A 21,478-nucleotide genomic window follows, 5' to 3' on the forward strand; every position below is an offset into this window, starting at 1 on the left:
GGATGATCGAACTCCGACTTCGCGAGATCGCAGAGATCACCGGGGGAGAAGCCCGACCGGCGGCAGGCGACACCCTCGAGAGCGTCTTCTCCGGGACCGTCGACACCGACTCTCGGCTCATCCGACCCGGCGACATCTTCGTCGCCAAGCCGGGCGAGGTCACCGACGGCCACCTCTTCGCGCCGAAGGCGGCCGAGAACGGAGCCGCGCTCCTGCTCGTCGAGCGCATCCTCGACCTCCCCGTCACCCAGGTCGTCGTCGATGACGCGGTCCTCGCACTCGGGCGCCTCGCTACAGAGGTCGTGACCCGCGTCAAGGCCCGCGGCGAGCTCGTGACGATCGCCGTGACCGGATCCAATGGCAAGACGACGACCAAGAACCTCCTGCGCGAGATCTTCTCGGCTCGAGGGGAGACCGTCGCCCCCGTCGCCAGCTTCAACAACGAGGTCGGAGCCCCGCTCACGTTCCTCAAGCTGACCGAGGGCACGCAGACCCTCATCGCCGAGATGGGGGCAAGCGCACCCGGCGAGATCAGCAGGCTCATCGCCATGGCCAAGCCCGACGTCGGGATCGTGCTCACGGTCGGCCTCGCCCACGCCGGCGAGTTCGGCGGCATCGAGGTGACGCTGACCTCGAAGACCGAGATGGTCCAGGGCCTCGCCGCCGGAGACACCGCCGTGCTGAACGCCGACGACGGCCGGGTCGCCTCAATGGCCGACAAGACCGAGGCCGATGTGCTGTGGTTCGGCAGGGGTGCTCGCGCGGATGTGCGTGCCAGCGACGTCTCGACGAGTCTCGCCGGCACCCAGTTCACCCTGCACGTACCTGGTGAGGACGCCGTCCTGGTGCGCTTCGGAGTCATCGGCGAGCATCACGTCACCAACGCGCTCGCCGCGGCAGCCGCGGCGCACACGCAGGGAGTCCCCGCGACCGAGATCCGCGATGCGCTCGAGCGCGTCACCCGCGCGGAGCAGTGGCGCATGGAGCTCCAGCATGCGGGCCAGGTCAACCTGATCAACGACGCGTACAACGCGAGCCCTGACTCCATGGCTGCTGCGCTGAAGACCATCGCGCAGATCGCACCGACGGGGTCTCGGACGGTCGCGGTGCTCGGTGCCATGAGCGAGCTCGGCGATGCGTCGATCGAGGAGCACGACCGCCTCGGGCTCCTCGCTGTCCGCCTCGGCATCGATCAGCTCATCGTCGTCGGCCGGGACGCGCGCGCGCTTCACCTCGGGGCCATCGCCCAGGGATCCTGGGACGGCGAATCCATCTTTGTCGAGTCCATGGACGAGGCCTACGAGCTCCTCGTGCGGGAGACCCGCCCAGGTGACCTCGTGCTCGTCAAGTCTTCGAACTCAGCGGGCCTCCGACACCTTGGGGACCGTTTCGCCGAGCACCTCAGGGGGCACTTCGCGTGATAGCGATCCTTATTGCCGGGGGCGTCGGTCTGGCGTTCACGCTCTTCATGACGCCGCTGTTCATCAGGCTCTTCCATCGCCTCGAGTGGGGTCAGTTCATCCGGGAGGACGGGCCTCAAGCCCACCACTCGAAGCGGGGAACAGCGACGATGGGCGGCATCGTCTTCATCGTCGGGTCGGTGCTCGCCTACTTCGCGGCGACGCTCGCGACGGGCGACCAGGTGACGGCCGCGGGACTCCTCATCCTCGGCATGATGGTCGGCCTCGGCGTCATCGGCTTCATCGACGATTTCCTCAAGGTGCGCAAGCAGCAGTCGCTGGGCCTCGGCGGATGGTCGAAGATCGTCGGCCAGGTCGTCGTCGCCGGACTCTTCGCGGTGGTCGGCCTCCAGTTCCGCAACAACGACGGCGTGCCGGTCATCTCCACGCACATCTCATTCATCCGTGACCTGCCCATCGACTTCATGGCGCTCGGCGCCGTCGCGGGAACGATCGCGCTCATCATCTGGATCGTCGTCATCACGACGAGCACATCCAACGCCGTCAACGTGACGGACGGCCTCGACGGCCTCGCCACGGGGGCCTCGATCATCTCGATCGGCTCGTACGGCATCATCGCCTACTGGCAGTTCAACCAGGCCTGCGGGACCGAGCGTCTTGCCGAGTCGCTCGAGTCGGCGTGCTACACGGCGTACGCGCCCCTCGACGTCGCGATCGTCGCGGCCGGCATCGCGGGAGCCCTCATCGGCTTCCTCTGGTGGAACACCTCGCCTGCGCAGATCTTCATGGGCGACACCGGCTCGCTCGGCTTGGGTGGTGCCATCGCCGCCTTCGCCATCATCACCCGCACCGAGCTGCTCCTCGTCCTCATCGGCGGTCTGTTCGTCATGACGACCGGATCCGTCATCGTGCAGCGCATCTACTTCAAGCTCACCAAGGGCAAGCGCATCTTCCTCATGAGCCCGATCCACCACCACTTCGAGCTGAAGGGCTGGGCTGAGACGACTGTTGTCGTCAGGTTCTGGATCATCGCGGGGCTGTGCGCCGCGCTCGGCATCGGCCTCTTCTACGCGGAGTGGGGAGTCACGACGTGACCCGCGACATCGAGGCGCTGCGGAGCTGGCACGACGACTGGAACGGCATCGCCGTCGCAGTTCTCGGACTCGGCAAGACCGGGTTCTCGGTCGCCGATACCCTCGCCGAACTCGGTGCGAGGCCGCACGTCATCGCCCAGTCCCACGACGAGGAGCGCGAGCGCATCCTGGAAGTCCTCGACGTCCCCGTCACGGTCGCCGAGCGTGACGACGTCGCGGTCGAGGCGCTGCGGGGCCTCGGCGCCGACCTCGTGGTCGCGTCTCCCGGCTTCGCGCCGAGCCACCCGCTCATCGCGGCGGCTGAAGCGCTCGGCGTTCCACTCTGGGGCGACGTGGAGCTCGCCTGGCGGCTTCGCGACAAGTTCGGGGAGCCAGCCCCGTGGCTCGCGGTCACCGGCACGAACGGCAAGACGACCACCACACAGCTCGCAGCGCACATGGGGCTCGCCGCTGGCATCCGCACCGCGCCATGCGGCAACATCGGCGTGCCGGTCCTCGACGTGCTCAGGGATCCGGCAGAGTTCCAGCTGCTCGTCGTCGAGCTCTCCAGCTTCCAGCTGCACTCGCTGCACTCGATGTCGGCGCACGCGGCCGTCGTCCTCAACATCGCGGACGACCATCTCGACTGGCACGGCGGAGCCGAGGCCTACCGTGCAGCGAAGGGGCGCGTCTACGAGCGTGCCCAGATCGCCTGCGTCTACAACAAGGGTGACGAGGCGACGCTGGATCTCGTCGAGGCGGCCGACGTCATCGAAGGATGCCGTGCGATCGGCTTCGGCACGGACGTGCCGGGCCCCAGCGATTTCGGTGTCGTCGACGGCATCCTCGTCGACCGCGCGTTCCTCGATGATCGAGCGCGCACCGCACTCGAGCTGACGACGTTGGATGAGCTGCGCCTGCGCGGGCTCTCTTCGAAGCACCTCGTCGAGGACGTGCTGGCGGCCGCCGCTCTCGTCCGTGCGGTCGGGGTTCCCGTCTCCGCCATCTCGGCTGCGCTCTCGACGTTCTCCGTCGACCGGCACCGCCATGAGGTCCTCGCCGAGCGCTCGGGCGTCCTTTGGATCGACGACTCCAAGGCCACGAACGTGCACGCGGCCGATGCCTCTCTCGCCGCTCACCGCAGTGTCGTCTGGCTGGTCGGCGGGCTCTTGAAGGGCGTCGACATCGCACCCCTCGTCGCGAAGCACGCGGGGCGGCTGCGGGGCGCCGTCGTGCTCGGCACCTCGCGCTCTGAGGTGGTCGACGCGTTCACGCAACACGCGCCCCAGGTCACCTTCATCGAGATCGACGTGAGCGAAACTGACTCCATCATGAGTCGTGCCGTGGCGGAAGCCGCTCGGCTCGCGCAGGACGGGGACACCGTGCTGCTCGCACCGGCGGCCGCCTCCATGGATCAGTTCGTGAGTTACAGCGACCGTGGTCAGCGATTCGCGCTGGCCGTCGCGTCGCATCTTGAAGGGGGCCTGCATGCCGAGACAGAAGGCTCCCCGGACCGCACCCCCGAGTAGTCCAGGCGGCTCGAGCGCCCGCACCGCGCAAGCCCGCAAGAGCTCCTCGACCGCCGTCGTGGTCTCGCTCGGCAAGCGCATCCGCGGCGTCAACAGGAACTTCGTGCTCCTGCTGTCGATCACGTTGTTCCTCGTCGCCTTCGGCATCGTCATGGTGCTCTCGAGCTCCTCGGTCGAGGAGTTCGCGGGAGGGAACGCGGTCTCGTCACGGTTCGTGAGCCAGGCGACGTTCGCCGCGCTCGGCATCCCGCTCATGCTCTTCGCATCTCGGATGCCCCTCAGCTTCTGGAAGAGATCGGCGTGGGCCGCGCTCGCCGTCGCCATCATCCTCCAGGCGCTCGTCTTCACTCCTATCGGCGTGGACATCAACGGCAACCGGGCGTGGATCAACCTCGGCTTCACGACGATGCAGCCGGCGGAGGTCGTCAAGGTCGCCCTTGTGCTCTGGCTCGGTCTCATCATCGGCCGCAAGCAGGGCAAGCTCCACATCGGCAAGGAGGTCGCGGTCCCGATCGTGCCGGTCCTGCTCCTCTGCTTCGGGATCATGCTCCTGAGCAAGGACCTCGGCACCATCATCGTGGTCGGGGCGCTTGTGCTCGGCGCGCTGTACTTCGGGGGAGTGGCGACCAGATACCTCCTGCTGGCTCTCACCGTCGCCGTGGCCGGGGCAGTGCTGATGTCGGTCTTCAGCGACAACCGCATGGCTCGCATCACCAACTTCTTCGGCGGCGACGTCGACTACGAGTCGTGGGGGTGGCAGAGCGCGCACGGCCTCTATGCGCTGGCCGCCGGTGGCCTCTTCGGCTCCGGCCTCGGCAACTCGAAGGCCAAGTGGTCGTGGCTGCCCGAGGCCGACAACGACTTCATCTTCGCGATCATCGGCGAAGAGCTCGGGCTCATCGGCGCGATCGTGGTGATCGGGCTCTTCGTCCTGCTCGCCGTCGTGCTCGTGCGCATCTACCACGAGGCGAGCGACTGGACCGCGAAGACGATCGTCGGCGGTGTGCTGACCTGGATCGTCTTCCAGGCCTTCGTGAACATCGCGGTGGTCATCGGCTTCCTCCCCGTGCTCGGCGTGCCGCTCCCGCTCGTCTCCTCCGGCGGTTCCGCGCTCATCACGACGCTCTTCGCGATTGGCATAGTCTTGTCGATCGCCCGCAACCCGAAGAGATCGGAGTCACGCACGTGACCAACTACCTGCTCGCCGGAGGCGGCACGGCCGGCCACGTCAACCCGCTCCTCGCAGTCGCCGACGCGCTGCGCGCCCGTGACCCGGAATCCAAGATCTTCGTCCTCGGCACGAAGGAGGGGCTCGAGGCGCGCCTCGTGCCAGCTCGCGGATACGAGCTCCTGACCATCCCGAAGCTGCCGTTCCCGCGCCGCCCGAACGCGCAGGTCCTGACGTTCCTGCCGCGGCTCCGCGAGACCGTCGCCTCCGTCCGGCGCATGCTCGCCGAGCACGACATCGAGGCGGTCGCGGGGTTCGGCGGCTACGCGGCCGCACCCGCCTACCTGGCCGCCCGGGGACGAGTGCCGATCGTCGTGCACGAGGCGAACGCGCTCCCCGGCATGGCGAACAAGCTCGGCGCGCGCTGGGCGAAGCGGGTTGGCGTGGCCTTCGACGGCACCCCGCTCCGCGGCGCCGTGACCGTCGGCATGCCCCTGCGCGCCGAGATCGAGCACCTCGATCGCGAAGCGAAGCGAGGCGAGGCCGTCGAGTTCTTCGGATTGGACCCGGCACGCCGCACCCTCCTCGTCACCGGGGGCTCGCTCGGCGCGAGGCGCGTCAACGAGACCGTGAGAGCCGTCGTCCCCGCGCTCATCGCGGAGGGGTGGCAGATCCTCCACCTCGTCGGTGGGCTGTCGAAGTTCGAGCATGACGAGCTCGACGGCTACCACGTCCTCGAGTACTGCGACCGCATGGACCTGGCCTTCGCGGCCGCCGACCTGGTCGTCGCCCGCGCTGGCGCGTCGACCGTCAGCGAACTCGGCGTCGTCGGACTCCCCGCGGTCTACGTGCCGTACCCCGCGGCCACGGGCGATCACCAGACGATCAACATCCGCTCGGTGCTCGCCGCCGGCGGTGCGCTTCGCGTGACGGACGCCGACTTCTCACCTGAGTGGGCGTCGAAAGAGCTCCTCGCGCTCGCGCGCGACGGGGAGCGCCGCGCTCGCATGGAGGCCGCGACCCTCGCGTCTGCGCAGCGTGACGGCGCCGCGCGCGTCGTCACGCTCCTCGACGAGGCGCTGCAGAGCCCTCAGGGGCGCTAGGCGCCTCACATCGGTCAGGCGGAGTACCCTCGACCATCGACGTGGCAGACGCCGCGCAGCTCGAAGACCGAGCGAACCCAGGAGCAGAGATGATCAATCCAGACGCCACCGCGCAGATCCCCGATGAGATCGGCACGGTGCACTTCATCGGCATCGGCGGCTCGGGCATGAGCGGTATCGCACGCATGATGCTCGATCGCGGCCTCACCGTCTCCGGCAGCGATCGCACGGAGAACTACGCGACCCGGGAGCTTCGCGAACGCGGAGCCCGGGTGGAGATCGGGCACGCGGCCGAGCACCTCGGCGACGCCGACACCATCGTCGTGACGAGCGCCCTCTGGCCAGACAACCCGGAGCTCGTCCTGGCGAAGCAGCGCGGACTCAAGGTCCTGCACCGCTCGCAGGCGCTCGTCTGGCTGACGCGCGGCAGTCGACTCGTCTCGGTCGCAGGCGCACACGGGAAGACCACGTCGACCGGCATGATCGTCACGGCACTGGACGCGCTCGATGCCTCCCCGAGCTTCGTGAACGGCGGCATCATCTCGGCGCTCGGCACGAGCTCCGCGGTGGGCTCCGGCGAGGCGTTCGTCGTCGAGGCCGACGAGTCCGACGGATCCTTCCTGTTCTACGACACGGCGATCGCGCTCATCACGAACGTCGACAACGACCACCTCGACCATTACGGCACCGTCGATGCCTTCGAAGCCGCGTTCGTCCAGTTCGCAGACGCCGCCACAGAGGCCGTCGTCATCTCGAGCGATGACCCGCTCGCGGTCGAGCTGACCGGAAAGCTCTCGCACGAGCGGGTACTGACCTTCGGCCAGGCCCCATCGGCCGACGCGCGCGTCTCCGACATCGCGTCCGAGGGCGGGGAGACCCGGTTCACCGTGACCTGGCAGGGCGTTGACTACCCGGCGCTCCTGCACGTTCCCGGAGTTCACAACGCGCTCAACGCGACCGGCGCGTTTGTCGTCCTCGTCCAGCTCGGCTTCGAGCCCGCCGCCGTCCTCGACGCGCTCTCGAAGTTCGGCGGCACCAAGCGCCGCTTCGAGCTGCACGGCACGGTGAGCGGTGTCAGCGTCTACGACGACTACGCCCACCACCCGGCCGAGGTCGAGGCGGCGCTCTCCGCGGCTCGCACCGTCGTCGGCTCCGGCCGCCTCATCGCCGTCCACCAGCCGCACCTGTACTCGCGCACGCTGGCGATGAGCGACGTGTTCGCGGAGGTCTACGAGCGTCTTGCCGATGAGACCGTCGTGCTCGACGTGTGCGGAGCTCGCGAGGACCCGATCGAGGGCGTCACCGGGGCCCTGGTGGAGAACGCCTTCGTCGACCAGAGCAAGGTCGCGTACCGGCCCGACTGGCAGGATGCCGCCGATACCGTCGCGCAGATCTCCCGAGATGGCGACTTCGTGATCACCTTCGGCTGCGGCGACGTCAACCTCATCGTGCCCCAGCTCCTCGACGCGCTCGGCGCGAAGGAGCAAGGCAAGTCGTGAGCGTGCTCGGCGACGAAGCGCGCCGATTCACCTGGCGCGCGCGGCGGCGTCGCCGCATCCTGCTCTGGATCGCGGCGGCTCTCGCCGCCCTCGTGGCATTCGTGGCGGTCGCCGTCTACAGCCCCATCATGTCCGTGCGGGAGATCGTCGTGTCCGGCGCCGAGCGCGTCGACAAGGCACAGATCGACGCATCGTTCGCTGATCTCAACGGCCAGCCGCTCGCCCTCGTCACGAACGAGGACGTCGAGAGTCGGTTGCAGTCCTACGTTCTGGTGCAGAGCTATTCCATCCGAGTCGAACCGCCGAGCAGGCTCGTCGTGACGATCGTCGAGCGCTCGCCGATCGGGACCGTCCAGGTGCCGGCAGGCTACGACGTCATGGACGCGGCCGGAGTCGTGCTGTGGACACAGTCGGAGCCCGCCGCCGACATCCCCACCCTCGAGCTCGACGGGCAGGGAGTCGACTCCGAGGCGTTCGCGTCGGCGGCCGCAGTGTCGCTCGCGCTGCCCGTGGAGTTCCGCTCCGGAGTGGCTGCGGTCACGGCCAAGAGCATCGACGACGTCCGCCTCACGATGCGAAGCGGAGCCGAGGTCGTCTGGGGGAGCGCGGAGGAGTCCGACCGCAAGGCCGAGGTGCTCGCGGCTCTCGTCGCGGCGACGGCCGAGCAGTCCATCTCGAGCTACGACGTATCGAGTCCGGAGACACCCGTCACCCGCTGATGCGAGCCCGCGGCGGCGGTCACGGGGAAACCTTCAAGTGGGGGTTGAAGCGACTCGCGGTCATTCGCCGCGCAAAACGCAACACACCTGCGGACTGCACGGATCGTGCGGGCTTCGCGACCTAGCGTCGAAGCAAGCAATCAGGAAACCGCATATCTCTGAGCTTCAAGTAGAGGTTGAAGCTCTCGGGCTTCTCGCCGAGGTGTGCACTCCGTACTTCATCCACACCACACGCCAACGAGGGGCCGGACACGTGTCGAACACCAACAACTACCTCGCCGTCATCAAGGTCGTCGGCATCGGCGGCGGCGGCGTCAATGCAGTCAACCGCATGATCGAGCTCGGCCTCCGTGGCGTCGAGTTCATCGCGATCAACACCGATGCTCAGGCGCTGCTCATGAGCGACGCCGACGTCAAGCTGGACGTGGGCCGCGAGCTCACCCGCGGTCTCGGAGCAGGAGCCGACCCTGAGGTCGGACGCCGTGCCGCCGAGGACCACGCCGAGGAGATCGAGCAGGCGCTCGCCGGCGCCGACATGGTCTTCGTGACCGCAGGAGAAGGCGGAGGCACCGGAACGGGTGGCGCTCCGGTCGTCGCCCGCATCGCCAAGTCGATCGGCGCCCTGACGATCGGTGTCGTCACGAAGCCCTTCAGCTTCGAGGGCCGCCGCCGCATGCAGCAGGCCGAGCAGGGTGTCGCGACCCTGAAGGAAGAGGTCGACACCCTCATCGTCGTCCCCAACGACCGCCTCCTGGAGATCAGCGACCGCGGAATCTCGATGATCGAGGCGTTCTCCACGGCAGACCAGGTGCTGCTCGCCGGTGTGCAGGGCATCACCGACCTCATCACGACTCCCGGCCTCATCAACCTCGACTTCGCCGACGTGAAGTCGGTCATGCAGGGTGCGGGCTCGGCTCTCATGGGAATCGGCTCCTCCCGAGGCGCGGACCGTGCCATCAAGGCGGCCGAGCTCGCCGTTGCCTCACCGCTGCTCGAGGCGAGCATCGAGGGTGCCCACGGCGTCCTGCTGTCGATCCAGGGTGGCTCAAACCTCGGCATCTTCGAGATCAACGACGCCGCCAAGCTCGTGCAGGAGGCCGTCCACCAGGAGGCCAACATCATCTTCGGAGCCGTCATCGACGACACCCTCGGTGATGAGGTGCGCGTGACGGTCATCGCCGCAGGCTTCGCCGGTGGCGAGCCCAAGACGATCCAGGAGCAGCAGGCGGCCCCAGCGGTCGCGGCGGCTCCCGTGCAGCAGGCGAACACCGGAGCGATCGGTCTCGGCGCTGCTGCTGCGGCAGTCGCCTCGGCCCCAGCCGCACCCATCGAACGGGAGCCCGTCCAGGCGCCGGTTCCCGTGGCTCAGGCCCCGTCCTGGTCGACGGCAGAGGCTCCCACGATTGCTCCGCGCCGCGAGCCCGAGGCGGCGTACGACGACGCCGAGGACATCCTCGACGTCCCGGACTTCCTCAAGTAGCTCGTCTATGCCAGAGCATGCGGTGGAGGCGCTCGGCCAGGGTCATTCGACGCTGGCCGGGCGCCTCTCGGCGATCCAGGCGGCCATCGGCGAGAGCTGCAGCGCTGCAGGCCGGGACGTGTCCGAGGTCACCCTCATCCCGGTCACCAAGTTCCACGGACCCGAGCTCGTGGCCGAGCTCATCGACCTCGGACTGCGCCGTTTCGCGGAGAGCAGGCATCCGGAGGCCAGAGACAAGGCCGAGGCCCTCGCAGGCCGCGCCGAGCTCGAGTGGCACTTCGTCGGGCAGATCCAGACCAAGAAAGCCAGGCAGATCGCTCAGTACGCGGATGCCGTGCACTCGATCGACCGTGCAGGCCTCGTCGACGCCCTGTCGACGATCGAGCGCGAGCAGCCGCTGCCCGTCTTCGTGCAGGTCAACATGACGCCTGACGTCGCCCGTGGCGGCGTCCAGCCCGAGGAGCTCGACGCGCTTGTCGAGCACGTGCTCCGCACTCCGACCCTCGAGCTGCAGGGCCTCATGTGCGTCGCCCCGCTGGGGGAGGAGCCGCGCGCATCCTTCGGCGAGCTCAGGGTGCTCAGCCAGCGCATCCAGGCGCTGGCCCCCGCTGCCACCGGACTCTCGATGGGCATGTCGAACGATTTCAGGGAAGCCATCGAAAACGGTGCGACACACCTAAGGATCGGCGCGGCAATCACGGGAAAGCGCCCCGACCGGACGTAGCGTGGACGCACGCCGAACACACGGAGGAGCACAATGGCCAACCCGCTGCGCAATGCCATGGTCTACCTGGGCCTTGCTGACGAAGACGAGCAGAATCTGCACGACGAGACGCCCCAGGCGCAGCAGCAGCAGAGGCAGTCGCCCACGGCGGCCCCCTCGCCGCAGCTCTCCCCGGTGGTCACCGAGCGCCCCAAGCCGGCGCCAGTGACTCCGATCACCAAAGCTCCCAAGCACACTTCGACCCCGGCGATGGCGGAAATGAACGAGATCCTCACGGTCCACCCGAAGGCCTACAACAAAGACGCGCAGGTCATCGCCGAGAACTTCCGCGATGGCGTCCCGGTCATCATGAACCTCTCGGAGATGGACGAGGCTGAAGCCCGTCGCCTCATCGACTTCGCGAGCGGACTCTCCCAGGGCCTGTATGGCAAGATCGAGCGCGTGACGAGCCGGGTCTTCCTGCTCTCTCCGCAGCACATCGCCGTCCACGGCGAGTCGAGCAAGCTCGAGGCGGAGAAGGAAGCCTCGTTCTTCCAGTAGCCCCATCCAGTCAGGCTCTGCCGCCAGGCGGACCGGCCCGCATTCGCGCGAACGGTGAGACGGTGCATCCAGTGGGTGCACCGTCGCCGTGTCTGCGCGACAACATCTCAGGAAACGAATGAACATCCTCGGCGCGATCCTCGGCTTCATCATCGGTCTCTACATCATGGTGATGTGGGGGCGGCTGATCCTCGACTACGCGCGCATGTTCGCCCCGCGCTGGAAGCCGAAGGGCTTCGTCCTCGTGCTCTGCGAAGGCGTCTACTCGCTGACCGACCCGCCCCTCCGTGCGGTCCGCAAGGTCGTTCCGCCTCTCCGCATCGGCAACATTGCGCTCGACCTCGCCTGGATCATCGTGATGTTCGCTCTCGTCATCACGTCGAATCTCGTCCGACTCCTCTGAGCTCGGCTGCCGTGCGGCGCCGCTTCTGCCCCGAGATCGGCCGGAATCGGCGTATTCCACGAGGTCAATGCCGACTTTCCCGGCAGAATGTGACGCGCGGGACCCAAGTGCCGTAATGTGACCTATGTGCTGTGCAGCACAGCAACGTTCTGCGCGCACACCTGTGCAACGCTAGTGTTGTCAAGTCAGACCCAGTGTCTTGAAGCAAGATCCAATGTCTTGAAGTCAGGCCCAGAGTCTTGAAGTAAAACTCAGTGTCTATACCAGATACAGACCAATCGCAGAGAGAGTCGAAAGGTGGCCGACATGGCACTCACTCCTGAGGACGTCATCAACAAACGCTTCCAGCAGACCAAGTTCCGCGAGGGGTACGACCAAGATGAGGTCGACGACTTCCTCGACGAGGTCGTTGCAGAGATGCGCCGCCTCGTGGGGGAGAACGAGCAGCTTCGTCAGCAGCTCGAAGAGGCACAGGCTCGCGCGGATCACGCGCCGGCTGCAGCCGCTCCCGCCCCGGTCGAGGAGCCCAGCGTCGAGGTCGAGGCAGCGCCCGAGCCCGAGCCGGAGCCCATCGCTCCGCTCGCTCAGCCCGCAGCTCCCGCACCCGTCGTCGCACAGGGCGAAGACGAGGCCGAGACGAGCAGCTCGCTCATCGCGCTCGCCCGTCGCCTCCACGACGAGCACGTCGAAGAGGGAACGCGCAAGCGCGACGAGATCATCGCAACGGGTGAGACCCGTGCGCGGGAGATCGTCGCCGAGTCCGAGAACCGCGCCCGTCAGATCGAGGGCGACAGCGAGAAGCGTGCCCGCGAGATCACGGCCGAGTCCGAGGGTCGTGCCCGCACGATCGTCACCGAGGCCGAGGCCAAGGAACGCGAGACCCTGGGTCGCCTCGAGGAGACCAAGACGAAGCTCGAGGCTCGTATCGAGGAACTTCGCATCTTCGAGCGCGAGTACCGCAACAACCTGCGCTCCTACATCGAGGGACAGCTCAACGACCTGAACCGTCAGGCCAGCGACGTCCTCGAAGGCTCCGCACCAGCGGGCCAGTAGCATTCGGAACGTGGAGGAAACACCTCTGCAGACCACCGAACGGCGATCGCGACCGAGCATCCGCATTCTTGCGATGCTCGCCGCGGTCGCCGTCGGCGCGTTTGCGCTCGACCAGATCAGCAAGGCCGCCGTCGTCGGATCGATGACCGAGGGTCAGACCATCGAAGTGCTCGGGGGATTCCTCCAATGGCATTTCGTCAGGAACCCCGGCGCGGCCTTCTCGTTCGCCGCCGGCTCGACGTGGATCTTCACGGGCGTCTCGACCATCATGGTGATCGTCATCATCGTCGTGGCCAGGAAGCTCGGTTCGAAGCTGTGGGCCGCCGTCTTCGGGCTCGTGCTCGGCGGGGCGCTCGGCAACCTCTGGGACCGGCTCTTCCGCGAGCCGGGCTTCGGCGTCGGTCACGTCATCGACTTCATCTACACGCCCTGGATGCTGCCAGCGATCTACAACGTCGCGGACATGTGCATCGTCGTGGGGATGTCGGCGTTCGTGCTGCTGACCCTGTTCGACATCGGATTCGACGGCAAGCGCCGACCAAAGGCGAAGAAAGACGCGTGATGCAATCCAGGACGATCCCGATCCCAGACGGCCTCGAGGGGGCCCGCGTCGACGCGGGAGTCTCGAAGCTCCTCGGTCTCAGCAGGACACAGGTGGCCGACATCGCGGCAGCGGGCGGCATCACGATCGACGGCAAGCAGGTCGGCAAGTCCGACCGGATGATGGCGGGCTCCGTCATCTCCGTCGAATGGCAGCAGGCTGGGCCGGTCGAGGTCGTGCCCATCGCCGTGCCCGACCTCAAGATCGTGCACGACGAGGACGACTTCGTCGTGATCGACAAGCCCGTCGGCGTGGCAGCTCATCCATCCATCGGGTGGGATGGGCCCACGGTCCTGGGGGCGCTCGCTGCAGCGGGCTTCACGATCTCGACGTCCGGGCAATCCGAGCGCCAGGGCATCGTGCATCGCCTCGACGCGGGAACCAGCGGACTCATGGTCGTCGCGAAGAGCGAGCTGGCGTACGCGCAGCTCAAGAAGGCCTTCCACGACCGTGAGGTCGACAAGGTCTACCACGCCGTCGTCCAGGGTCACCCTGATCCGCTCTCCGGAACGATCGACGCCCCTATCGGGCGCCACCCAGGTTCCTCGTGGAAATTCGCCGTGACGAGCGAGGGCAAGCCCTCCGTCACGCACTACGAGACCACGGAGGCGTTCCGTCGCGGAGCCCTCCTCGAGGTGCACCTCGAGACGGGGCGCACACATCAGATCCGCGTGCACATGGCCGCACAGCGTCATCCCTGCATCGGCGACCCGCTCTACGGATCCGACCCGATCCTCGCCGCGAAGCTCGGACTCAAGCGCCAGTGGCTGCACGCCAAGGAGCTCGGGTTCGCGCACCCGCGGACAGGTGAGCCCGTGCGGTTCACGACGGAGTACCCCGACGACCTGGCGCACTCGCTCGAGGTGCTTCGCGAGGGCGAGCTGTAGTCCACAGGCACGCTCGCGGACCCGCTCCAGCGATCTAAGATGGGTGCGCCGATCCACCCTTCTTCCCGGAGAGACATTGCCTTCAGCAGACTCGTTCGCCCACCTCCACGTCCACAGCGAGTACTCGATGCTCGACGGGGCAGCCCGGATCGGCGAGCTCATGAAGGCCGCTGTCGAGCAGGGCATGCCCGCCGTGGCGATGACCGACCACGGCAACGTGTTCGGCGCCTACGAGTTCGCGAAGGCCGCGAAAGAGCACGGCATCAAGCCGATCATCGGCACGGAGGCCTATCTGACGCCGGGGACGCACCGCGGCGACCGGACTCGGGTGAAGTGGGGCAACGGCGGGGGAGACGACGTCTCCGGTTCCGGTGCCTACACGCACATCACGATGCTCAGCGAGACGACGCAGGGCATGCACAACCTCTTCCGGCTCTCGAGCCGCGCGTCCATGGAGGGCTACTACTTCAAGCCGCGCATGGACCGTGAGCTGCTCAACACGTACTCGAAGGGCCTCATCGCGACGACCGGATGCCCCTCCGGCGAGGTGCAGACGAGGCTGCGGCTCGGGCAGTACAACGAAGCTCGTGCCGCCGCCGCGGAGTTCCGGGACATCTTCGGCGCGGAGAACTACTTCTGCGAGATCATGGACCACGGCATCGACATCGAGCGCCGCGTCATACCCGACCTGCTCAAGCTCGCGAAGGACCTCGGCCTTCCGCTGGTCGCGACGAACGACCTCCACTACACGCATTCGCACGATGCGGACAGCCACTCTGCGCTCCTCTGCGTCCAGTCCGGGTCGACCATGGACGACCCGAACCGCTTCCAGTTCTCTGGCACGGGCTACTACCTCAAGTCGGCCGCCGAGATGCGCGCGATCTTCCGCGACCACCCGGAGGCGTGCGACAACACGCTGCTCATCGCCGAGCGCTGCTCCGCGGAGTTCGACGAGAGCGCCAACTACATGCCTCGCTTCCCCGTGCCAGAGGGAGAGACGGAGAGCAGCTGGTTCATCAAGGAGGTCGACACCGGCCTCGGCAAGCGCTACCCGGGCGGGATCCCGAGCGACGTGCGCAAGCAGGCAGACTACGAGATCGGCGTCATCAACCAGATGGGGTTCCCCGGCTACTTCCTCGTCGTCGCCGACTTCATCAACTGGGCGAAGGACAACGGCATCCGCGTCGGCCCCGGCCGTGGATCCGGTGCCGGGTCGATGGCCGCCTACGCGATGGGCATCACCGACCTCGACCCGCTGCGCCACGGCCTCATCTTCGAGCGCTTCCTCAACCCCGACCGCGTCTCGATGCCCGACTTCGACGTCGACTTCGACGATCGCCGCAGGTCGGAGGTCATCAAGTACGTCACCGAGAAGTACGGCTCGGAGCGAGTCGCGCAGATCGTGACGTACGGCACCATCAAGGCGAAGCAGGCCCTCAAGGACGCGTCGCGCGTGCTCGGCTACCCGTTCTCCATGGGCGATCAGCTGACGAAGGCGATGCCGGCGGCCGTCATGGGCAAGGACATCCCGCTCAGCGGCATCTTCGACAAGGAGCACAAGCGCTACTCGGAGGCTTCCGAGATGCGCGCCTTCATCGAGAGCAACCCGGACGCGAAGAAGGTCTTCGACACGGCGAGCGGACTCGAGAACCTCAAGCGCCAGTGGGGTGTGCACGCGGCTGGCGTCATCATGTCGAGCGATCCGCTGATCGACATCATCCCCATCATGAAGCGGGAGCAGGACGGCCAGATCGTCACGCAGTTCGACTACCCGGCGAGTGAGTCCCTCGGCCTGATCAAGATGGACTTCCTGGGCCTGCGCAACCTCACGATCGTGAGTGACGCGCTGGTCAACATCAAGGCGAACCGCAATATCGACCTCGTTCTGGAAGATCTCGAGCTCGACGACGTCGGCGCCTACGAGCTGCTGACCCGCGGAGACACGCTCGGCGTGTTCCAGCTCGACGGTGGACCGATGCGGTCGCTCCTGAGACTGCTCAAGCCCGACAACTTCGAGGACATCTCGGCCGTCATCGCGCTGTACCGCCCGGGCCCCATGGGCGCGAACTCGCACATCAACTACGCGCTGCGCAAGAACGGCGAGCAGGAGATCACGCCGATCCACCCGCAGCTCGAGGAGCCCCTCAAGGAGATCCTCTCCACCAGCTACGGCCTGATCATCTATCAGGAGCAGGTCATGGCCATCGCGCAGAAGGTCGCAGGGTTCTCCCTCGGCCAGGCCGACATCCTGCGTCGAGCGATGGGCAAGAAGAAGAAGTCGGAGCTGGATAAGCAGTTCGCTGGCTTCCAGGGCGGCATGCACGCGAACGGCTTCTCCGACGAAGCGGTCAAGATGCTCTGGGACATCCTGCTGCCCTTCTCCGACTACGCCTTCAACAAGGCGCACTCCGCGGCCTACGGCGTGGTCTCGTATTGGACCGCCTACCTCAAGGCGCACTACCCGGCCGAGTACATGGCCGCCCTCCTCACGAGCGTCGGCGACTCCCGCGACAAGCTCGCGATGTACCTCAACGAATGCCGCCGCATGGGCATCACCGTGCTCGCACCGGACGTCAACGAGTCCTTCGTCAACTTCTCGGCGGTCGGCGAGGACATCCGCTTCGGCCTCGGGGCAGTCCGCAACGTCGGCGCGAACGTGGTCGAGGAGATCCAGAAGTCCAGGGAGTCGAAGACGGCGTTCACGTCCTTCCACGACTTCCTGAAGAAGGTGCCGACGACGGTCGCGAACAAGCGCACCGTCGAGTCGCTCATCAAAGCCGGTGCGTTCGACTCGCTCGGCAACACCCGCCGCGCGCTCGTCGAGGTCCACGAGAACGCCATCGACGTGGCGGTCTCGCGGAAGCGGAACGAAGCGCACGGCCAGGTCGACCTGTTCGCTGGACTCGACGAGTTCGAGGCGGAGGAGGACGACGTTCCCGTCCGCCCCGAGTTCAACCGCAGAGACAAGCTCGCCTTCGAGCGCGACATGCTCGGACTCTACGTGTCCGATCATCCGCTCGCGGGTCTCGAGCGCGACCTCGCGAAGCTCGCGACGACGAGCATCCTCGACCTCACGCAGGCCGAGAACCTGGAAGACGGCTCCCAGGTGACGATCGCTGGCCTCATCACGAGCGTGCAGCACCGGGTCGCCCGCAACTCGGGCAACCCATACGGCATGATCGAGGTCGAGGACTTCGGCGGCACCATGACCGTGATGTTCATGGGCAAGACCTACCAGGAGTTCCAGACGCAGCTCCAGGGCGACGTGATCGTGGCGGTCAAGGGCCGTGTCTCGAAGCGAGACGACGGCATGAACCTCCACGCGCAGGGGCTGACGCTGCCGAAGATCTCCGCGGCCGAGGACGCCGGCACGCTGACGCTCACGATCCCGGACACGCGTGCCACAGAGCCCGTCGTGGATGCACTCGGCAAGGTCCTGCGACGGCACTCGGGCGAGAGCGAGGTGCGGCTCAGGCTGCGCACTCCCGGTGTCATCCGCCGCTTCGAGCTGCCGCATCGCGTGCGCATCACGCAGGACCTCTACGGGGAGCTCAAGGCGCTCCTCGGGCCGAGCTGCCTGGAGTAGAGCCCCCTCGGCCGTTGCTGTCGCGACGGCACTCCCTCCTGCCTGACTACGATGGAGAAACCATGATGCAACTCATCGATCTGCGTGGTTCTGCGCTCAGCGCCTCCGAGCTCCGGAACATCCTCCCTCGTGCCGAGCTCGACGTGACGCGCGCCCTCGGCACCGCAGCGGAGCTCATCTCCGCGGTCCGTGACGAAGGCGGGGCCGCCCTCCGTGAACAGGCCCTTCGCCTCGACGGCGTCGAGCCGCCCCATCTGCGGGTACCTCAGGAGGCCATCGACGAAGCGACGGCTGGCCTCGACCCTCGGGTTCGTGCTGGCCTCGAGGCCATGATCGAGCGCGTGCGGGCCGGATCCGCGGCGCAGGTCCCTGCGCCGCGGGTGACGACGCTCGGCGACGGCGCCATCGTCGAGCTCCGCTGGCACCCTGTGGCCCGCGTGGGCCTGTACGTGCCAGGAGGCAAGGCCGTCTATCCGTCGAGCGTCGTCATGAACGTCTGTGCGGCCGCGGCCGCCGGGGTGACCTCGATCGCCATCGCGTCGCCGCCTCAGCGCGAATTCGGCGGGAGCGTGCACCCGACGATCCTGGGTGCGGCTGGCCTGCTCGGCATCACGGAGGTCTACGCGATGGGCGGGGCCGGCGCGATCGGCGCGCTGGCACACGGCGTCCCAGACATCGGCCTCGAGCCCGTTGAGGTCATCACGGGCCCTGGCAACATCTACGTGGCGGCTGCGAAGCGCATCGTGCAGTCGTTCGTCGGGATCGACTCCGAGGCCGGACCTACCGAGATCCTCGTGCTCGCCGACGACTCGGCGGATCCCGACCATGTCGCCGCTGACCTCGTCAGCCAGGCGGAGCACGACGAGCTCGCCTCGGCCCTCCTCGTCACACCGGACCCAGAGTGGGCTGAACGAGTGCTCGAGCGCGTCGCCGCCAGAGCCGCGTCCACGAAGCACGCCGAACGGGTCCGCATCTCGCTCGGCGGACGCCAGTCCGCGCTCATCCTCGTCGACGACCTCGCTGCCGGAGCCGTGGTCTCGAACGCGTACGCACCTGAGCACCTCGAAGTGCAGACCCGTGAGCCCGAGGCGGTGCTCGCGACGCTCCACAACGCCGGTGCGATCTTCATGGGGGCGAACTCGCCCGTGAGCCTCGGCGACTACCTCGCAGGGTCGAACCACGTGCTGCCGACGGGAGGGCAGGCCGCCCACACTCCCGGCCTCGGGGCGCACACGTTCCTGCGGCCGCAGCAGATCATCCGCTATGACCGCGAGGCGCTGCGGACGGTGAGCGGCCACGTCGTGGCGCTCGCCGAAGCTGAGGACCTCCCCGCGCACGGCGAAGCAGTGACGGCGAGGTTCAGCTGATGCACTGCCCCTTCTGCCGGCACCCCGACTCGAGGGTCATCGACTCCCGGACCAGCGACGACGGCTTCGCGATCCGTCGCAGGCGGCAGTGCCCCGAATGCGGTCGCCGTTTCTCGACGACCGAGACGGCGAGCCTCGCGGTGATCAAGCGCAATGGCGTCGTCGAGTCCTTCTCGAGGGACAAGGTCGTCGCCGGGGTGCGCAAGGCGTGCCAGGGGAGGCCCGTCACCGACACCGATCTCGCTCTGCTGGCTCAGCGGGTCGAGGAGAGCATCAGATCGACGGGGGCATCCCAGATCGAGGCCAACGACATCGGGCTCGCGATCCTGCCACCGCTGCGCGAGCTCGACGATGTCGCGTACCTCCGGTTCGCGAGCGTCTACCAGGGCTTCGCGAGCCTCGACGACTTCCGAGCCGCCATCGAGCAGATGCACGAAGACGGCATCAGGGCCCAGTACGCCACGGAGTCGGCCGACGGCGAGCCCACCATCGAGGAAGAGGTCAGATGAACGCCGCGTACCGCCTGCTCTTCACCCACGTTCTGTCGAAGATGGACACGGAGCGTGCCCACGCCCTCGCGTCGGGCGTCATCAGGACTCTCGGGCGTCGCTTACCGGCCAAGATGACGTCGCCGTTCACGGCCCCGGCCGCGTCGCTGGCGGTCGAGACGATGGGGCTTCGCTTCGCATCGCCGTTCGGTCTCGCAGCAGGATTCGACAAGGACGCAGAAGACATCGACGGGCTTGCGGCCCTCGGTTTCGGGCACGTCGAGGTCGGCACGGTCACGCCGCGCCCGCAGCCCGGGAATCCGTGCCCACGCCTCTTCAGGCTCGTCGCGGATGGCGCGCTCATCAACCGCATGGGCTTCAACAACCGGGGAGCGGAGCTCGCGGCGGCGAACATCGCGGCTCGCCGAAACCGCACCGTCATCGTCGGCGTCAACATCGGCAAGAACAAGACCACCGAAGCAGAGGACGCGCACCTCGACTACGCCGCAGCCGCGTCGGGGGTGAAGGACGTCGCCGACTACCTGGTCGTCAACGTCTCATCGCCGAACACGCCCGGCCTGCGCAGCCTGCAATCGCTCGAGTCCCTCACGCCCATCCTGCGGGCTGCCCGTGACGCTGCGCCAGACGTGCCGCTACTGGTCAAGATCGCACCAGACCTCACGGACGGCGAGATCCGCGAAGTGACACAGCTGGCCATCGACGAGGGGCTCGCTGGCGTCATCGCCGCGAACACGACCATCTCGAGGTCCGGACTCCGCACGTCCTCGCGGGTCGTCGAGGCGTTCGGTGCCGGAGGCCTCTCTGGACGCCCGCTCACGGAACGCTCCTTCGAGGTGCTGCGAATCGTCAAGGAGACGGCGGGGGACCGCCTCTGCATCATCTCCGTCGGAGGTGTCGCCGATGCCGCCGAAGTGCAGCGGCGTCTCGACGCCGGCGCGACGCTTGTGCAGGGGTACACGGAGTTTCTCTATGCCGGCCCTGGTTGGGCTGCCAGCATCAACCGGGGGCTCGCGCGCCTGCAGCGCTGAGAGCAGGCCTCGCTGCTCGCAGATCGTGCCGTCTTCGCGATTCTCAGGCAGCTGACACCTGCTGGGCACCGTGCAGGTCTAGATTGTGAAACAGCGAAGGCCCGAGCGGAATACCGTTCGGGCCTTCGAGTTTCTGCAGACGAGCAAGAAGCTCCGGGCGAGGACTACTTGCCCGTGAACTCGATCTTGGCGCCGCGCTTGACCTGCGACTTCGGCATGCGCATGACGCGCAGCTGCAGGCTCCGGGCGATCGTGCCGATCATGATGCCCTTCTCGACCTTGTCTTTGCCGACGACAGCCGCGATGCGTCGCTTGATGATGTTCGCGATCATGACAGCTTCGAGCACGCAGACGGCGAGGAATGCCCAGATGAAGCTCATGGCCCAGATGCCGACAGACTGGCTCGGGATGAAGGTGGCGAAGATGACGAGGAACATCATCGGGAGCAGGAGCTCGCCGATGGAGTACCGCGCATCGATGTAGTTGCGCATGAAGCGCTTCTGCGGGCCGCGCTCGGTGGGACGGAGGTAGCGGTCGTCGCCCTTGGCGAGCCCCTCACGTGCCTTGGCCTGCTCGATGCGCACCTTCGCCTGCATCTCGCGCTTGGCCTGTTTGCGGTCCTCGGGGACGAGGGGACGCAGATTCTGCGCCTCGCGCTCGCGCCTCGTGGGGGTCGGCTGCTGCTTCTTGGCCGGACTCTTCGCGGGAAGCGATGCTGTCTCGGCGCTCTTGGACTCGTGCTTCGACATGATGCCTCTCAAGAACTCTGGGTGATTTAGCCTAACCGC

General features: G+C 67.2%; 19 protein-coding genes. 18 read left to right on the forward strand and 1 reads right to left on the reverse strand.

Features of this window, described 5'->3' with window-relative positions:
- Nucleotides 1–2 precede the first annotated feature (2 nt).
- The 18 genes from ITJ67_RS08005 to ITJ67_RS08090 all read left to right on the forward strand — a co-directional run bounded on the left by ITJ67_RS08005 (nt 3) and on the right by ITJ67_RS08090 (nt 20,690).
- Nucleotides 3–1,421 (forward strand): UDP-N-acetylmuramoyl-tripeptide--D-alanyl-D-alanine ligase, encoded by a 1,419-nt coding sequence (locus ITJ67_RS08005; protein ID WP_194677276.1) that lies wholly within the window; start codon nt 3–5, stop codon nt 1,419–1,421.
- Nucleotides 1,418–2,515, forward strand: coding sequence for a phospho-N-acetylmuramoyl-pentapeptide-transferase (mraY, locus tag ITJ67_RS08010; RefSeq protein WP_104241137.1), 1,098 nt, complete (start codon nt 1,418–1,420; stop codon nt 2,513–2,515). Before ITJ67_RS08005 ends, mraY begins: the two co-directional genes overlap by 4 nt.
- On the forward strand, nt 2,512–4,023 hold the full coding sequence (murD, locus tag ITJ67_RS08015; protein ID WP_194677277.1) for a UDP-N-acetylmuramoyl-L-alanine--D-glutamate ligase: 1,512 nt from the start codon (nt 2,512–2,514) through the stop codon (nt 4,021–4,023). The genes mraY and murD overlap by 4 nt, the downstream gene beginning before the upstream one ends.
- Nucleotides 3,983–5,212, forward strand: coding sequence for a putative lipid II flippase FtsW (gene ftsW / locus ITJ67_RS08020; protein ID WP_194677278.1), 1,230 nt, complete (start codon nt 3,983–3,985; stop codon nt 5,210–5,212). Before murD ends, ftsW begins: the two co-directional genes overlap by 41 nt.
- Nucleotides 5,209–6,294, forward strand: a complete 1,086-nt coding sequence (locus tag ITJ67_RS08025) for a UDP-N-acetylglucosamine--N-acetylmuramyl-(pentapeptide) pyrophosphoryl-undecaprenol N-acetylglucosamine transferase (RefSeq protein WP_160071692.1) — start codon at nt 5,209–5,211, stop codon at nt 6,292–6,294. The genes ftsW and ITJ67_RS08025 overlap by 4 nt, the downstream gene beginning before the upstream one ends.
- Nucleotides 6,295–6,383: 89 nt before the next feature.
- On the forward strand, nt 6,384–7,793 hold the full coding sequence (gene murC / locus ITJ67_RS08030; RefSeq protein ID WP_194677279.1) for a UDP-N-acetylmuramate--L-alanine ligase: 1,410 nt from the start codon (nt 6,384–6,386) through the stop codon (nt 7,791–7,793).
- The gene (locus ITJ67_RS08035; RefSeq protein WP_194677280.1) at nt 7,790–8,512 is read left to right on the forward strand and encodes an FtsQ-type POTRA domain-containing protein; all 723 of its coding nucleotides are present in this window, start codon (nt 7,790–7,792) and stop codon (nt 8,510–8,512) included. Before murC ends, ITJ67_RS08035 begins: the two co-directional genes overlap by 4 nt.
- 253 nt (nt 8,513–8,765) lie before the next feature.
- Nucleotides 8,766–9,992, forward strand: coding sequence for a cell division protein FtsZ (gene ftsZ / locus ITJ67_RS08040; protein ID WP_104241143.1), 1,227 nt, complete (start codon nt 8,766–8,768; stop codon nt 9,990–9,992).
- 7 nt (nt 9,993–9,999) lie between these two features.
- On the forward strand, nt 10,000–10,716 hold the full coding sequence (locus tag ITJ67_RS08045; RefSeq protein ID WP_194677281.1) for a YggS family pyridoxal phosphate-dependent enzyme: 717 nt from the start codon (nt 10,000–10,002) through the stop codon (nt 10,714–10,716).
- A gap of 33 nt (nt 10,717–10,749) precedes the next feature.
- The gene (locus ITJ67_RS08050; protein WP_104241145.1) at nt 10,750–11,256 is read left to right on the forward strand and encodes a cell division protein SepF; all 507 of its coding nucleotides are present in this window, start codon (nt 10,750–10,752) and stop codon (nt 11,254–11,256) included.
- 118 nt (nt 11,257–11,374) lie between these two features.
- Complete coding sequence (locus ITJ67_RS08055) at nt 11,375–11,659, forward strand: YggT family protein (protein WP_104241146.1); 285 nt, start codon at nt 11,375–11,377, stop codon at nt 11,657–11,659.
- Between the two features lie 306 nt (nt 11,660–11,965).
- On the forward strand, nt 11,966–12,712 hold the full coding sequence (locus ITJ67_RS08060) for a DivIVA domain-containing protein (protein ID WP_104331145.1): 747 nt from the start codon (nt 11,966–11,968) through the stop codon (nt 12,710–12,712).
- Nucleotides 12,713–12,722: 10 nt separating this feature from the next.
- On the forward strand, nt 12,723–13,274 hold the full coding sequence (gene lspA / locus ITJ67_RS08065; RefSeq protein WP_323741425.1) for a signal peptidase II: 552 nt from the start codon (nt 12,723–12,725) through the stop codon (nt 13,272–13,274).
- The gene (locus tag ITJ67_RS08070; RefSeq protein ID WP_104241148.1) at nt 13,274–14,200 is read left to right on the forward strand and encodes an RluA family pseudouridine synthase; all 927 of its coding nucleotides are present in this window, start codon (nt 13,274–13,276) and stop codon (nt 14,198–14,200) included. The genes lspA and ITJ67_RS08070 overlap by 1 nt, the downstream gene beginning before the upstream one ends.
- Nucleotides 14,201–14,276: 76 nt before the next feature.
- Nucleotides 14,277–17,786: a DNA polymerase III subunit alpha gene (gene dnaE, locus ITJ67_RS08075; RefSeq protein WP_194677282.1), complete on the forward strand. Its 3,510-nt coding sequence runs from the start codon at nt 14,277–14,279 to the stop codon at nt 17,784–17,786.
- Between the two features lie 62 nt (nt 17,787–17,848).
- Nucleotides 17,849–19,153 (forward strand): histidinol dehydrogenase, encoded by a 1,305-nt coding sequence (gene hisD, locus ITJ67_RS08080; protein WP_194677283.1) that lies wholly within the window; start codon nt 17,849–17,851, stop codon nt 19,151–19,153.
- Entirely contained in the window at nt 19,153–19,662 is a 510-nt protein-coding gene (gene nrdR / locus ITJ67_RS08085) for a transcriptional regulator NrdR (RefSeq protein WP_104241151.1), read from the forward strand. Before hisD ends, nrdR begins: the two co-directional genes overlap by 1 nt.
- Nucleotides 19,659–20,690, forward strand: coding sequence for a quinone-dependent dihydroorotate dehydrogenase (locus ITJ67_RS08090; protein WP_194677284.1), 1,032 nt, complete (start codon nt 19,659–19,661; stop codon nt 20,688–20,690). The genes nrdR and ITJ67_RS08090 overlap by 4 nt, the downstream gene beginning before the upstream one ends.
- A 164-nt stretch (nt 20,691–20,854) precedes the next feature.
- On the opposite strand, the gene ITJ67_RS08095 is transcribed toward ITJ67_RS08090, so the two are convergent.
- Complete coding sequence (locus tag ITJ67_RS08095) at nt 20,855–21,439, reverse strand: DUF3043 domain-containing protein (RefSeq protein ID WP_160071698.1); 585 nt, start codon at nt 21,437–21,439, stop codon at nt 20,855–20,857.
- Nucleotides 21,440–21,478 lie beyond the last annotated feature (39 nt).

The sequence above is a fragment of the Pseudoclavibacter sp. VKM Ac-2867 genome (assembly GCF_015351275.1).
Taxonomy (GTDB): Bacteria; Actinomycetota; Actinomycetes; order Actinomycetales; family Microbacteriaceae; genus Pseudoclavibacter.

Bases quoted from the DNA above. Each gene is read 5' to 3' on its own strand.
- murC (WP_194677279.1), top strand. From the start codon at position 6,384: ATGATCAATCCAGACGCCACCGCGCAGATCCCCGATGAGATCGGCACG.
- ITJ67_RS08005 (WP_194677276.1), top strand. From the start codon at position 3: ATGATCGAACTCCGACTTCGCGAGATCGCAGAGATCACCGGGGGAGAA.
- ITJ67_RS08050 (WP_104241145.1), top strand. From the start codon at position 10,750: ATGGCCAACCCGCTGCGCAATGCCATGGTCTACCTGGGCCTTGCTGAC.
- ITJ67_RS08060 (WP_104331145.1), top strand. From the start codon at position 11,966: ATGGCACTCACTCCTGAGGACGTCATCAACAAACGCTTCCAGCAGACC.
- ITJ67_RS08055 (WP_104241146.1), top strand. From the start codon at position 11,375: ATGAACATCCTCGGCGCGATCCTCGGCTTCATCATCGGTCTCTACATC.
- hisD (WP_194677283.1), top strand. From the start codon at position 17,849: ATGATGCAACTCATCGATCTGCGTGGTTCTGCGCTCAGCGCCTCCGAG.
- nrdR (WP_104241151.1), top strand. From the start codon at position 19,153: ATGCACTGCCCCTTCTGCCGGCACCCCGACTCGAGGGTCATCGACTCC.
- ITJ67_RS08095 (WP_160071698.1), bottom strand. From the start codon at position 21,439: ATGTCGAAGCACGAGTCCAAGAGCGCCGAGACAGCATCGCTTCCCGCG.
- ITJ67_RS08090 (WP_194677284.1), top strand. From the start codon at position 19,659: ATGAACGCCGCGTACCGCCTGCTCTTCACCCACGTTCTGTCGAAGATG.
- ITJ67_RS08045 (WP_194677281.1), top strand. From the start codon at position 10,000: ATGCCAGAGCATGCGGTGGAGGCGCTCGGCCAGGGTCATTCGACGCTG.
- ftsW (WP_194677278.1), top strand. From the start codon at position 3,983: ATGCCGAGACAGAAGGCTCCCCGGACCGCACCCCCGAGTAGTCCAGGC.
- ITJ67_RS08070 (WP_104241148.1), top strand. From the start codon at position 13,274: ATGCAATCCAGGACGATCCCGATCCCAGACGGCCTCGAGGGGGCCCGC.